The sequence below is a fragment of the Azotobacter vinelandii CA genome, from assembly GCF_000380335.1.
GTDB classification, from domain to species: Bacteria; Pseudomonadota; Gammaproteobacteria; order Pseudomonadales; family Pseudomonadaceae; genus Azotobacter; species Azotobacter vinelandii.
Map to the genome: position 1 here is coordinate 1,967,820 of NC_021149.1, position 12,397 is coordinate 1,980,216.

General features: G+C 61.5%; 12 protein-coding genes and 1 other RNA gene. 5 read left to right on the plus strand and 8 right to left on the minus strand.

Features of this window, described 5'->3' with window-relative positions; genetic code table 11:
• Positions 1-77 precede the first annotated feature (77 nt).
• Positions 78-461 carry a diacylglycerol kinase gene (locus AVCA_RS09055; protein ID WP_012700598.1) on the minus strand — a complete coding sequence of 128 codons (384 nt, stop codon included), beginning with the start codon at positions 459-461 and terminating at the stop codon, positions 78-80.
• Positions 462-588: 127 nt separating this feature from the next.
• On the opposite strand from AVCA_RS09055, the gene AVCA_RS09060 reads away from it, so the two are divergent.
• From AVCA_RS09060 to recR, 5 genes are all read left to right on the plus strand, one after another.
• A complete protein-coding gene (locus AVCA_RS09060) occupies positions 589-1,377 on the plus strand; it encodes a hydroxypyruvate isomerase family protein (protein WP_012700599.1) in 789 nt (262 codons plus the stop codon).
• Positions 1,378-1,632: 255 nt separating this feature from the next.
• Positions 1,633-1,729, plus strand: an RNA gene (ffs, locus tag AVCA_RS24070) — signal recognition particle sRNA small type.
• Positions 1,730-2,856: 1,127 nt separating this feature from the next.
• Positions 2,857-4,941: a DNA polymerase III subunit gamma/tau gene (gene dnaX / locus AVCA_RS09065; protein WP_012700600.1), complete on the plus strand. Its 2,085-nt coding sequence runs from the start codon at positions 2,857-2,859 to the stop codon at positions 4,939-4,941.
• A gap of 10 nt (positions 4,942-4,951) precedes the next feature.
• Positions 4,952-5,278: a YbaB/EbfC family nucleoid-associated protein gene (locus AVCA_RS09070; RefSeq protein ID WP_012700601.1), complete on the plus strand. Its 327-nt coding sequence runs from the start codon at positions 4,952-4,954 to the stop codon at positions 5,276-5,278.
• Positions 5,279-5,393: 115 nt separating this feature from the next.
• Positions 5,394-5,993: a recombination mediator RecR gene (recR, locus tag AVCA_RS09075; protein ID WP_012700602.1), complete on the plus strand. Its 600-nt coding sequence runs from the start codon at positions 5,394-5,396 to the stop codon at positions 5,991-5,993.
• Positions 5,994-6,102: 109 nt separating this feature from the next.
• On the opposite strand, the gene AVCA_RS09080 is transcribed toward recR, so the two are convergent.
• The 7 genes from AVCA_RS09080 to hemN all read right to left on the minus strand — a co-directional run bounded on the left by AVCA_RS09080 (position 6,103) and on the right by hemN (position 12,303).
• Positions 6,103-6,411: a cyd operon YbgE family protein gene (locus tag AVCA_RS09080; protein ID WP_012700603.1), complete on the minus strand. Its 309-nt coding sequence runs from the start codon at positions 6,409-6,411 to the stop codon at positions 6,103-6,105.
• Entirely contained in the window at positions 6,386-6,502 is a 117-nt protein-coding gene (cydX, locus tag AVCA_RS24690; protein ID WP_012700604.1) for a cytochrome bd-I oxidase subunit CydX, read from the minus strand. Before cydX ends, AVCA_RS09080 begins: the two co-directional genes overlap by 26 nt.
• 75 nt (positions 6,503-6,577) lie before the next feature.
• Positions 6,578-7,717 carry a cytochrome d ubiquinol oxidase subunit II gene (cydB, locus tag AVCA_RS09090; RefSeq protein WP_012700605.1) on the minus strand — a complete coding sequence of 380 codons (1,140 nt, stop codon included), beginning with the start codon at positions 7,715-7,717 and terminating at the stop codon, positions 6,578-6,580.
• Positions 7,718-7,727: 10 nt separating this feature from the next.
• A complete protein-coding gene (locus AVCA_RS09095) occupies positions 7,728-9,341 on the minus strand; it encodes a cytochrome ubiquinol oxidase subunit I (protein WP_012700606.1) in 1,614 nt (537 codons plus the stop codon).
• Positions 9,341-9,553: a cytochrome oxidase putative small subunit CydP gene (gene cydP / locus AVCA_RS09100; RefSeq protein ID WP_041807122.1), complete on the minus strand. Its 213-nt coding sequence runs from the start codon at positions 9,551-9,553 to the stop codon at positions 9,341-9,343. The genes AVCA_RS09095 and cydP overlap by 1 nt, the downstream gene beginning before the upstream one ends.
• Positions 9,554-10,043: 490 nt before the next feature.
• Complete coding sequence (fnr, locus tag AVCA_RS09105; RefSeq protein ID WP_012700607.1) at positions 10,044-10,778, minus strand: fumarate/nitrate reduction transcriptional regulator Fnr; 735 nt, start codon at positions 10,776-10,778, stop codon at positions 10,044-10,046.
• Between the two features lie 148 nt (positions 10,779-10,926).
• Positions 10,927-12,303, minus strand: a complete 1,377-nt coding sequence (gene hemN, locus AVCA_RS09110) for an oxygen-independent coproporphyrinogen III oxidase (RefSeq protein WP_012700608.1) — start codon at positions 12,301-12,303, stop codon at positions 10,927-10,929.
• Positions 12,304-12,397: the final 94 nt, after the last annotated feature.

Sequence of the window (12,397 nt, forward strand, 5' to 3'; positions counted from 1 at the left end):
CGAATCGAAGGCGGTGAAAGCGCTGGGCTCCTCTCCATCCATGAGAGGATGAGAGTCGTGCGGCTACGGCAGAGCGGCTAGAGCAGAATCGTGGCCCAGACCGCGGCGATCAGAACCAGGACGAGCAACTGGGCGGCGCTGCCCATGTCCTTGGCCCGCTTGGAGAGGGGGTGCAGTTCCAGCGAGATGCGGTCGACGGTGGCTTCGATGGCCGAGTTGAGCAGTTCGACGATGGGTGCCAGCAGCACCACGGCGATCAACAGGGCGCGCTCGACCCGGCTCACATCGAGCAGGCAGGCGACGGGAATCAGCAACAGGTTCAGCATGACCAACTGGCGGAAGGCCGCCTCGCCGACGAAGGCGGCCTTGAGACCGGCTAGGGAGTAACTGGTGGCATTGAGAATCCGGCGGAATCCTCGCTGGCCCTTCAGGGGCCGGCTGTCGAGCAGGTTGGGTGGCATCAGGAGCGTCTCTGTGGCGAATGAGGGGACCACGGGGCGGTTGTCGAGTCGTCCGATAGTAAACAGCATAGAGTGAAAAAAACGTAGGCCACCATGGCCGGAACCCAATCGGAGGAGCAGAACCATCATGCAGATAGCCGCCAACCTTTCCCTGCTGTTCAGCGAGAAACCCTTGCTCGAACGCATCGTGGCCGCTGCGGCGGCGGGCTTCGACGGTGTCGAGATCCAGTTTCCTTACGAGATCCCGGCCATCCGCCTAAAGGAGGAGCTGGAGCGGGCCGGGATGCCGCTGGTGTTGATCAACCTGCCGGCCGCCGATTTCCTGCAGGGAGGTCCGGGGCTGGCCGCGGTTCCGCAGCGGCAGGCGGAGTTCGATGCCGCATTGCAACTGGCGCTGAGTTATGCCGCGATGGTTCGGCCGGATTGCGTCAATATCCTGCCGGGGCGCCTGGCCGAGGGGGTGGCTCCGGAGCTGGCCCTGGCGACTCTGGAGTCCAACCTGGCCAGGGCGGCCGAAGCCTTCTCGGTGCTGGGGATCACCGTGGTCTGCGAGGCGATCAACCCGCTGGACGTACCGGGCTTTCTGGTCAACACAGCCGAACAACTGGATGCCTTGCTGCGGCGCGTGGACCATCCCAACTGTCTGGCCCAACTGGATCTCTACCATATGGCCCGCCAGGGGCTGGACCTTCCGGACTGCATCGCCCGCCTGGCCGGGCGCATCGGCCATGTGCAGTTCGCCGATTGTCCGGGACGGGGTGAGCCGGGCAGCGGACAGGTGGATTTCGCCGCGGCCCTGGCCGCCTTGCAGGCGAGCGGCTACCGGGGCTGGCTCGGCGCCGAATACCGCCCGGCCGGCGCGAGCCGCGACAGCCTGGCTTGGCTGGCGCGCTGGCGGGCGGGAAATTATCGCTGAGGGGCATGCTCCGTCCGGCATCGGTCAGGGGTGGGAGCGTGGTGAGTTCGTGCCGAGCGGTTTGCTGCGGCAGAAAACGGGATTTTCGACCGTCCTTACCGTTGGCGGCATGACGGCCGGTTCCGTGCAGGGAACTACGCCCAAGCTGGCAAGTGGTTGTCGCCAAACGCTTTCCAGCAAGCGATGGTTGTAACTTGCGGGCAAGCCGGTACAATGGCCCGACCCGCCAACTGGTGGGTGTCGTTATGGTGGTCCTGCCGGTCCCCCCGCAACGAGCAGCCGTGAACCCGGTCAGGCCCGGAAGGGAGCAGCCGTAGCGGTGACCTTGTGTGCCGGGGTGTGGCTGGTGGGGCCACCTCCAGTCATGCTCTTCCCGATTTCAAGGGGTTTTCGCCCCGGACCATGCAAAGAAACGGGAATGATCCATCCGCGTTTGCCACCTTCGTCCCTCTGTTATCCCTCTGCGTGTTTCGATCCGTGGCTCAATGCGCGCCGCTCGTACCGGCGGTTGCCCGAAGAGGTCCGGAACGTGCCTGGCCGCTTGCCCGGCGCAACTGTCGGGCCGGTCATTCGAGATTGCCGATATCCGGGAATGGAAGATGGATACTCGGTTCGGCCCGATGGTCGGGCGAGAATTAAAAAAGCCCTCCGAAGAGGGCTGGAGCAGATAGAACAAAGAACAAGGCACGCACCTGCCGAGAAGACCGGATTTTGTCCATCGAGCCGGGATTCCTCCCAGGTACGGGGCTTTTCGCCGTTTTCAGCCGGCACAAGAGAGACGGCCAGGAGAACCGGCATTGGGGGCCGAATGATTCCGACTCGGCGACACCCTTCCGCTGAAGCAAGGCCCTGAACCGCCGGGGCGATGACCATCGAGCGAGCGCAGATACGACAGCGGGGCATCGAATCAATAGCGCTCGGGCGACTATCGCTTCAATGGCCTTTGTATATGCCTTGCCAGATCATGCCGGCCATGGACACCAAAAAGACGATTGACCAGAAAGTCCACTGAACACCCATGGCGCATCCCTCCAGAGCAGCGGCACTTCTTACCCTTACCAACTTTCAAGCAACAACCCTTCCAGTTGCCCGTTCTTCGGGGGCATTAGTGCTATGACGTTGATTCGATTGCAGGTTTGTAATAAGGGAGGGCGGCCCATAAATAGAAGTGTTTCATATTTGAAGCATATGGGCGTTGTAATGGTGCGAGCATGCACCATATTCGTGACGGTCGGGTGGGTGGGCAGGTGTATGCCTGGCGCTTGTTGAAGCAGGTTTTCCGTGGCCAGGGCGTGTGGGACCTTGCCTGTTGCAGAGGGGCGTCAGATCGTTTTGCCGATCGAGCGTTCGAGCCGGAGCTGAGGAAGCCCCGGGCCTTGTCCTGAACCCGCCGTCATGCCTGTGCTCGCAGGCGGATGCAATTTGCATTCTGCTCCGCTAGCATTGCCGTTCTTTCGCTTTTCAACTGCGACGGTATCGATGAGTTATCAGGTTCTTGCACGCAAATGGCGTCCCCGCTCGTTCCGAGAGATGGTTGGCCAGACCCATGTGCTCAAGGCGCTGATCAACGCCCTCGATAGTCAGCGTTTGCATCATGCCTATCTGTTCACCGGTACTCGCGGAGTGGGCAAGACCACCATCGCGCGGATCATCGCCAAGTGCCTGAATTGCGAGACCGGTATCAGTTCCAGCCCTTGCGGGCAGTGTTCGGTCTGCCGGGAAATCGACGAGGGGCGTTTCGTCGACCTCATCGAGGTCGATGCCGCCAGCCGTACCAAGGTGGAAGATACCCGCGAACTGCTCGATAACGTGCAGTACGCACCGACGCGTGGGCGCTTCAAGGTCTATCTGATCGACGAAGTGCACATGCTTTCCAGCCATTCCTTCAACGCGCTGCTGAAGACCCTCGAGGAGCCGCCGCCCCACGTCAAGTTCCTGCTGGCTACCACCGATCCGCAGAAGCTGCCGGTCACCATCCTGTCGCGCTGCCTGCAGTTCGCCCTGAAGAGCATGCCGCCGGAGCGGGTGGTAGAGCATCTGAGCCACGTACTCGCTGCGGAGGGCATTCCCTTCGAGACGGATGCCCTCTGGTTGCTCGGGCGGGCTGCGGACGGCTCGATGCGCGATGCCATGAGCCTGACCGACCAGGCCATCGCTTTCGGCGAGGGCAGGGTGCTCGCCGCCGATGTGCGGGCGATGCTCGGGGCCCTCGATCACGGCCAGGTCTATGGTGTGCTGCAGGCGTTGCTGGAGGGCGACGCCCGGGCCTTGCTCGAGGCGGTGCGCCAACTGGCCGAGCAGGGACCGGACTGGAGCGCTGTGCTGTCGGAGATGCTTGGCGTACTGCATCGGGTGGCCATCGCCCAGGTATTGCCCGAGGCCGTGGACAATGGCCAGGGCGACCGCGATCGGGTGCTGGCGCTCGCGCAGACGCTGCCAGCCGAAGATGTGCAGTTCTACTATCAGATGGGTTTGATCGGCCGTCGCGACCTGCCGCTGGCGCCGGACTCGCGTGGTGGCTTCGAGATGGTGCTGCTGCGCATGCTGGCGTTTCGTCCGGCGGATGTCGGCAAGGCGCCGGGCAGGCCGCTAAAGGATCCGGGAGTCCGCTCGGCCACGGCTGATTCCCCCGCCGATCCCGTGGCCGGCAGCGGTCCCGAAGCGGCGCCCGCTGCTCCCGTCTCCGTATCGGGAGAGCGCCAGGCCGTGGTTCCTCCACCGATACGTGCCGAATCGGCCGAACCCGCATCGCCGCCGCCGGTATCCGGTCAGCCTGTCGGACTTCCCGATCTGCCCTGGGAGGAGTCCTCGCAGGTAGCCGACACTCCCGTCGCGGAGTCGGCTGCGCTGCCGGTCGGCGCCATGGTTGCTGCGACCGTGGCCGGCGAGGCGGAACAGGTGCTCGAAAGTGCCGTATCGAACCATCCGCATGGCCCGTCTCGCTCCGCTTCGGTGCCGGAAACGGTCGTGATCCCGGCCGTCGATCGCGAGCCGGAAAGGGTGCCTGCGCCCGTTGTGGAGGTGGAGGAGCCTTCTCTGGCGGACGATGACTATTATGAAGTGGATGCTGGCGAGGTGGATGTCGACGCCTATGCCTATCTCGATGTCCTGACTGCCGAAGAGTCGCTCCCGTCGACGCCGCAGCCTGAAACCGAACCGGCGGTGGCGCCGGCTACCGGCCTCGCCGCCGAATGGCTCGAACTTTTTCAGCGATTGGGGCTGGCCGGGATGACCGCCAACATTGCGGCCAACTGTACCTTGGCGAAGACCGATGGCGATCACTGGCTGTTGCATCTGGACCCGGCGCAGGCCGCGCTGTTCAACAGTACCCAGCAGCGGCGTCTGAACGAGGCCCTGAACCAGTATCATGGCCGTACGCTCAAGCTGGATATCGAATTGCGCAAGCCGGAGCAGGAGACTCCGGCTCAGGCGGCCGCCCGGCGGAGGGCCGAACGCCAGCGCCAGGCCGAAGCGTCCATTCAGGGCGATCCCCTGGTCCGGCAGATGATTCAACAGTTCGCCGCGGTGATTCGCGACGGCACCATCGAACCCCTGAATACCTGAGGTGACTCCCATGATGAAAGGTGGCATGGCCGGCCTGATGAAGCAGGCCCAGCTTATGCAAGAAAAGATGCAGAAGTTGCAGGAGGAGATAGCCAACGCCGAGGTGACCGGCCAGTCCGGTGCCGGCCTGGTGAGCGTGGTGATGACCGGTCGCCACGATGTCCGTCGCGTTACCCTGGACGATAGCCTGATGCAGGAGGACAAGGAGGTTCTTGAGGACCTGATTGCCGCTGCCGTCAACGATGCGGTGCGCAAGATCGAGCAGAACAATCAGGAAAAGATGGCCGGGATGACCGCCGGCATGGGGTTGCCGCCCGGATTCAAGATGCCATTCTGAGTGCTTTCCGGGTTTCCCGCTTTCCGGCCTCTCCTGCCTGCGGGAGAGGGCGCCGGCCGGCCGCCTTTGCCACGGGCGATCTATTCTGCTGTCCTGCCTTCCGGTCTTTTCGTCCATGAGCTTCAGTCCGCTGATCCGACAACTCATCGATGCCCTGCGCATCCTTCCCGGGGTGGGACAGAAGACCGCCCAGCGCATGGCTCTGCATCTGCTCGAACGTGATCGCAGCGGCGGCTTGCGTTTGGCTCAGGCGCTCACCCAGGCGCTCGAGCATGTCGGTCATTGCCGGCAATGCCGGACCCTGAGCGAGGACGAACTCTGTCCGCAGTGCGCTGATCCGCGTCGCGACGATTCCCTGCTCTGTGTGGTGCAGGGACCGATGGACGTATTCGCCATAGAGCAAACGGGCTACCGTGGCCGCTATTTCGTGCTCAAGGGACACCTTTCCCCCCTGGACGGCCTCGGCCCAGAGGCTATTGGCATTCCTGAGTTGTTGGCGCGAGTCGAGCAGGGAGCTTTCGAGGAAGTGATCATCGCCACCAATCCAACGGTGGAAGGCGAGGCTACGGCTCATTACATCGCGCAGACTCTGGCGTCCAGCGATGTCACGGTTTCCCGTATCGCCCATGGTGTGCCGCTGGGCGGCGAACTGGAGTTGGTGGACGGCGGTACCTTGAGCCACGCTCTGGCCGGACGCAGGCCGATCGATCTGTGATGTGAAGCTCCAGGGCCAAGGCCGGGCACCATCCTGCTGAAACTTCTGAAGCCTTTGGTGCGGGGGAGAGAAGAGAAAGGCCCCTTGCGGGGCCTTTTGGGACAGGGAGTCAACCCATCTGCACTTTGTACAGAATCGCGTAACCCAATCCCATCAGCACCCAGCCGAGCACCGGGTGAAACAGGATGCGCCAAACCAGGCCGCGCGGGTCGAAACCGACGCCGTGGATGAAGCCGCTAGAGATTCCCAGCATCACCAGCATCAGCAGGCTGTGGCTGTACCCGGCCTCGGGATCGACGATCAGCGATGGATGAATCAGCAATACCAACGCGATCGGTGTGGCCAAGAGCAGCGACAGGATGCGCGATGGGCGACGCTGCAGAAAGCTCTTTTCACTCGCCACCCGCCGGACCCTCATCCATTTTCATGGTGGTTTCCAGCCAAAGGGCGTTGATGACTCCGAAGCCACAGGCCAGCAGGATGCCGAGAATCCAACTGAAGTACCACATGTTGCCTCCTAGGCCCACCATGGCGGCGGGCGAATTCATGGGAAATGGCGCGGACAGGGTCCGCGCCGGTTTCGGTCAGTACAGGCCGTGGGGGTTGGCCTCGATGGTCTGGTCGTTCAGCTTGCCCCACATGCGCCAGTAGCACCACAGGGTGTAGCCCAGGATGATCGGCACGAAGATGATGGCAACGATCAGCATGATCCCCAGGGTTTTCTGGCTGGATACGGCGTCCCAGATGGTCAGGCTGGAGGCCGGATCGATGGAGGAGGGCATCACGAACGGGAACAGGGCGAAGCCGGCGGTGAGGATGGCGCCGATGATCGCCAGGCTGGTGCCCAGGAAGGCCAAGCCGTTGCGCTTGGTCTGCGCGCCCATCAGGGCCAGCGCGCCACCGACCAGGCCCAGCAGCGGAGCGAACTGGGTGAGCGGGTAGCGCACGTAGTTGGTCTGCCAGCCGCTGTTATCCAGGGTGACCTGTTTGGTCAGAGGATTCAGAGCGACATTGGGATCGAAGTTGTCGACCAGATTCTGGCCTTCGATACCCAGCAGCAACCAGAGACCGCAGATGAAGAAGCAGCCGAGGAAGACTATGGCGCTCAGGCGGGTGGCCTTGCAGGAGCGTTCGTACAGGTCACCTTCGGTGCGCAGCATCAGCCAGGAACCGCCGTGGGCACAGAGCATGCTCAGGCTCACGACACCGGCCAGCAGGGCGAAGGGATGCAGCAGGGAGAAGAAGGAGCCTTCGAAGTGGGTGCGCATGGTTTCGTCGAGACGGAACGGCAGGCCGAGGAACAGGTTGCCGAAGGCCACGCCGAACAGCAGGGCCGGCAGGGCGCCACCGGCGAACAGTGCCCAGTCCCACATGTCGCGCCACTTCTTGTTTTCCAGCTTGCTGCGGTAGTCGAAGCCTACCGGACGGAAAAAGAGGCCGAAGAGAACCAGTAGCAAGGCCCAGTACATGCCGGAGAAGGCCGTGGCGTAAACCAGCGGCCAGGCGGCGAACAGAGCGCCACCGGCGGTGATCAGCCAGACCTGGTTGCCGTCCCAGTGCGGGGCGACGGTGTTGATCGCCACGCGGCGCTCGTTGTCGGTCTTGGCGATGAAGGGCATGAGCGCCATGGCTCCCATGTCGAAGCCATCCGTCAGGGCAAGGCCGATCAGCAGCACACCGATCAAGCCCCACCAGACCAGTTTTAGTGTTTCGTAATCAAACATGGCGTTTTCCTTAGGCGTTGACTGGTTGTTGGGGGTCCGCCTGGCTCGGGCTGGCATGCTTGACAGCATGTTGCTCAAGCTGCTCGAAGTGGTAGCGGCCGGTATGCAGGCTGGACGGGCCAAGGCGAGCGAAGCGGATCATCAGGTACATCTCGACCACCAACAGCAGCGTATAGAACGCGATCAGCGCGATCAGAGAACCCCAGAGGTCGCCAGTGCTCAGGCTGGAAGCGGAGAGATGGGTGGGCAGCACACCACCGATGGTCCAGGGCTGACGACCGTGCTCGGCCACGAACCAGCCGGTCTGGGTTGCGATCCAGGGCAGCGGCAGGCTGTACAGGGCGAACTTGAGCAGCCAGGGCTTGGATTCCTCGTTCTTGCGAGCGGAGGCCCAGAAGGCGCAGACAAACAGGATGAGCATCGCGAAGCCGGCGCCGACCATGGCGCGGAAGCTCCAGAACATGCTGGCCACGCTGGGAATGGTGTCCTTGGCCGCTTGCTTGATCTGCTCTTCGGAGGCGTCGACCACGTTCGGGGTGTACTTCTTCAGGAGCAGGCCATAGCCCAGATCATCCTTGACCTCGTTGAAGGCTGCGATTTTCTCCGGGCTCTTGTTGCCGGCACGCAGCTCCTCGAGCAGGCCATAGGCGACCATGCCGTTGCGGATACGGGCCTCGTGATCGGCGATCAGATCCTTGATGCCAATGACTTGTTCATCCAGCGAGCGGGTGGCGATGATGCCCAGGACCCACGGGATTTTCACTGCGAAATCGGTGCGCTGTTCTTCCTCGTTCGGGAAGCCGATCAGGGTGAAGCTGGCCGGTGCCGGATGGGTTTCCCATTCGGCTTCGATAGCGGCGAGCTTGGCTTTTTGCACTTCGCCCACTTCGTAGCCGGATTCGTCACCGAGCACGATTACCGACAGAATGGAAGCCATACCGAAGGCGGAGGCGATGGCGAAGGAGCGGCGGGCGAAGCCCAGATCGCGTTTTTTCAGCAGGTAGTAGCTGGAGATGGCCAGGACGAACACAGCGCCGGTCACATAGCCGGAGGCGACGGTGTGGACGAACTTGACCTGGGCAACGGGGTTCAGCAGCAGGGCGCCGAAGTCCACCAGTTCCATCCGCATGGTCTCGAAGTTGAACTCCGCACCGACCGGGTGCTGCATCCAGCCGTTGGCGACCAGGATCCACAGGGCCGACAGGTTGGAACCCAACGCTACCAGCCAGGTCACCGCCAGGTGCTGGATCTTCGACAGGCGATCCCAGCCGAAGAAGAACATGCCGATGAAAGTGGACTCCAGGAAGAAGGCCGTCAGACCCTCGATGGCCAGCGGCGCACCGAAGATGTCACCCACATAGTGGGAGTAGTAGGCCCAGTTGGTGCCGAACTGGAACTCCATGGTAATGCCGGTGGTGACACCGAGGGCGAAGTTGATGCCGAACAGCTTGCCCCAGAACTTCACCATGTCCTTGTAGACCTGCTTGCCGGTCATTACGTAGACCGACTCCATGATGGCGAGCAGGAAGGTCATCCCTAGGGTTAGTGGTACGAATAGGAAATGGTACAGCGCCGTCATGGCGAACTGCAGACGCGATAGGTCTACGACGGATTCCGAGATCATCAGGGACTCTCCTCGGTCGGGGATTGATCTTGCACTGCCACACTGCCGAACAGTCGCTCGCTGACTTTCTCGGTACCGTTTTCAGGCACCGTCGGTTCCGTGAACCAGAGTGCCTTGATGCCGAGAATTACACCCAGCTTGATCGCCAGGATGACAACGAGCTCCCGAACCAGAGGAATACGCCAAGGCGAAGATTGGGATGGTTTAGACATGTGGGCAGCTCCAAAAGGCTGGATGGCCAACGGTCGACGGAGGGGCAACACGTTGATCCAGGTCAAATAAATCAAGATTTACTGTCGATCGGTAGTGACCAATTGACGCAGGTCAATGAAACCTGCCCGTTTTTGCTGTCTAGAAGGGGGCTTTCGGAGGGGTAGCAGGCTGCTAAAGCGCTATAAGTATATGATATTTAAAAAGATGACTTGTATTAACTTTTTAAGCCGGCACGTGCCTAAGCCTTTGGTAGGGGATGTAATGAAGGCGGAACAATGACCTTCGCCTGTACGCATGTGCATGAAAAGCGACGCGCAGAACCCGGCTCCCCCTCTTGGGAGGGCGGGACCTGGAGGTGTTCGGCTACCTGCAGTTCAAGAGCGCACACCCTGGCAAGTGGGAAGAGGGAAACTTTGCTTGAGGCCGAGGCCTCTTTGCCCGGGATCGCGAGGAGATTTGCGGGCGTCCTTCGATGGCGCCCGGCTGGGGTCAGGCTTCCATATTGCCGCCTGCCAGGGAGCATAATTCGACGGGATTGAGAATGGTCACCTCCTTGCCCTCGGCGGCGATCAGCTCGTTCTGCTGGAAGCGGCTGAATACGCGGGATACGGTCTCGACAGCCAGGCCCAGGTAGTTACCGATCTCGTTGCGCGACATGGCCAGGCGGAAATGGTTGGCGGAGAAGCCGCGTGCGCGAAAGCGCGAGGATAGGTTGATCAGGAAGGTGGCGATGCGTTCGTCCGCGGTTTTCTTCGACAGCAGCAGCATCATCTGTTGATCGTCACGGATTTCGCGGCTCATCACCCGCATCAGCTGACGCCGCAGTTGGGGTAACTGCAGGGCAAGCTCGTCCAGTCGCTCGAAGGGGATCTCGCAGACCGAGGTGGTTTCCAGCGCCTGTGCGGAAACCGGACAGCTGTCGCTGTCCATGCCGGAAAGCCCTACGAGTTCGCTGGGTAGATGAAAGCCGGTGATCTGCTCCTCACCGTTGTCGCTGACGCTGAAGGTTTTCAGAGAGCCCGAACGCACGGCGAACACCGAACCGAAAGCATCACCCTGGCGAAAGAGGAACTCGCCTTTCTTGATCGGCTTGCCGCGCTTGACGATTTCATTCAAGGCATCGATATCTTCGAAGTTGAGCGAAATCGGTAGGCACAAGGCCGCCAGACTGCACTCCTGACAACGGATATGATGCACGGGGCGTACCTTGGATTTATCCGACATAGGCAACTTTCTCTGACTTGTGGTGCGCTTTACCGGAGGATAATACCCCAGGCCTCAGTTAACTGACAAAAAGTCTTACCCTTGGGAAGCTCTTGTCTTCGGGCGCTATGCACCGGAAAACCCGCACGGTTTTCCGGTGTGTTGCGGTTCAGATGATACGGGAGAAGCGCTGGCGATTGTGTTCGACCAGATAATAGTCGAAAAGCATGCAGATCGAACGAACGAGCAGGCGTCCGGCTGGTAGCACTTCGATGCCTTGAGGGGACAGGGCGATCAGCCCGTCGCGGGTCATGCTCTGTAGCTGAGGCCAGATATCGGCGAAGTAGTCGCGGAAGACGATACCGAACCGTTGTTCCAGGCTGGCGAAGTCCAATTGGAAATCGCATATGAGTTTCTGGATGGCCGCGCGGCGAATCCGGTCGTCGGTGTTGCATTGCAGGCCGCGGGCGGTCGGCAACTGATCGTTGTCGAGGCGGCTCTGGTAGGCGTCGATGTCGCTCTCGTTCTGGCTATAGAGGTCGCCGATCTGGCTGATGGACGAAACACCCAGGCCGATCAGGTCGCAATGGCCGTGCGTGGTGTAGCCCTGGAAGTTGCGTTGCAGCCTGCCGTCTTCCTGGGCGATGGACAGTTCGTCGTCCGGCAGGGCGAAATGATCCATGCCGATGTACTGATAGCCGGCGGCCGAGAGTTGCTCGATGCTGTTGTGCAGCATGGTCAGTTTATCGGCTGGTGCCGGCAGGTCGGCGGCGCTGATTCGCCGCTGCGGTTTGAAGCGTTCCGGCAGGTGGGCATAGTTGAACACCGACAGTCGATCGGGTTGCAGGGCGATGATTTCTTCGACGGTGCGGGTGAAGGTTTCCGGTGTCTGCTTGGGCAGGCCATAGATGAGATCGACATTGATCGAGCGGAACTCCAGGGTCCGCGCCGCTTCGATGATGGCGCTGGTTTCCTCCAGGCTCTGCAGGCGGTTCACGGCGCGCTGGACGCCGGGATCGAGATCCTGCACGCCGAGGCTGATGCGGTTGAAGCCCAGCTCGCGGAGCAGCCCCATGGTCGACCAGTCCGCTTCCCGAGGGTCGATCTCGATGCTGCAGTCGACTTTTTCGGCGAAGCCGAAGTGTTGACGCAGAAACTCCATCAAGCGCTGCAGTTCGCCGTGGCTGAGGAAGGTCGGTGTGCCGCCGCCCAGGTGCAGTTGCTCGACCTGTTGTTGCGGCGAAAGGTGGCGGCTGACGATGTCGATTTCCTTCTCCAGCCGTTCGAGGTAAGGCTGGGCGCGGCCGCGATCCTTGGTGATGACCTTGTTGCAGGCACAGTAGTAGCAGACGTGGGCGCAGAACGGAATGTGTATGTAGATCGACAGCGGCCGCTTGGCCTGGCGGCTTTCGCGCAATGCGTTGAGCAGCTTGAAGGAGCCCACGCCAGGCTGGAACTGCACTGCCGTGGGGTATGAGGTGTAGCGCGGACCCGCCTGATCGTAGCGACGGATCAGGTTGGTATCCCATTTGATCGGAGCGGGCATAGGGGGGATTCCGGTATGGGCAGGCTGTGGGGGAAGTCTAAAAGAACGCTCTCGGAAAGCATCTTGATTTGTATCAAACGGCTCTGGTAGTCAC

What these genes read in the sequence shown, in the direction of transcription:
- AVCA_RS09055 (WP_012700598.1), bottom strand. Translation starts at nt 461, where the DNA reads ATGCCACCCAACCTGCTCGACAGCCGGCCCCTGAAGGGCCAGCGAGGA.
- AVCA_RS09060 (WP_012700599.1), top strand. Translation starts at nt 589, where the DNA reads ATGCAGATAGCCGCCAACCTTTCCCTGCTGTTCAGCGAGAAACCCTTG.
- dnaX (WP_012700600.1), top strand. Translation starts at nt 2,857, where the DNA reads ATGAGTTATCAGGTTCTTGCACGCAAATGGCGTCCCCGCTCGTTCCGA.
- AVCA_RS09070 (WP_012700601.1), top strand. Translation starts at nt 4,952, where the DNA reads ATGATGAAAGGTGGCATGGCCGGCCTGATGAAGCAGGCCCAGCTTATG.
- recR (WP_012700602.1), top strand. Translation starts at nt 5,394, where the DNA reads ATGAGCTTCAGTCCGCTGATCCGACAACTCATCGATGCCCTGCGCATC.
- AVCA_RS09080 (WP_012700603.1), bottom strand. Translation starts at nt 6,411, where the DNA reads ATGAGGGTCCGGCGGGTGGCGAGTGAAAAGAGCTTTCTGCAGCGTCGC.
- cydX (WP_012700604.1), bottom strand. Translation starts at nt 6,502, where the DNA reads ATGTGGTACTTCAGTTGGATTCTCGGCATCCTGCTGGCCTGTGGCTTC.
- cydB (WP_012700605.1), bottom strand. Translation starts at nt 7,717, where the DNA reads ATGTTTGATTACGAAACACTAAAACTGGTCTGGTGGGGCTTGATCGGT.
- AVCA_RS09095 (WP_012700606.1), bottom strand. Translation starts at nt 9,341, where the DNA reads ATGATCTCGGAATCCGTCGTAGACCTATCGCGTCTGCAGTTCGCCATG.
- cydP (WP_041807122.1), bottom strand. Translation starts at nt 9,553, where the DNA reads ATGTCTAAACCATCCCAATCTTCGCCTTGGCGTATTCCTCTGGTTCGG.
- fnr (WP_012700607.1), bottom strand. Translation starts at nt 10,778, where the DNA reads ATGTCGGATAAATCCAAGGTACGCCCCGTGCATCATATCCGTTGTCAG.
- hemN (WP_012700608.1), bottom strand. Translation starts at nt 12,303, where the DNA reads ATGCCCGCTCCGATCAAATGGGATACCAACCTGATCCGTCGCTACGAT.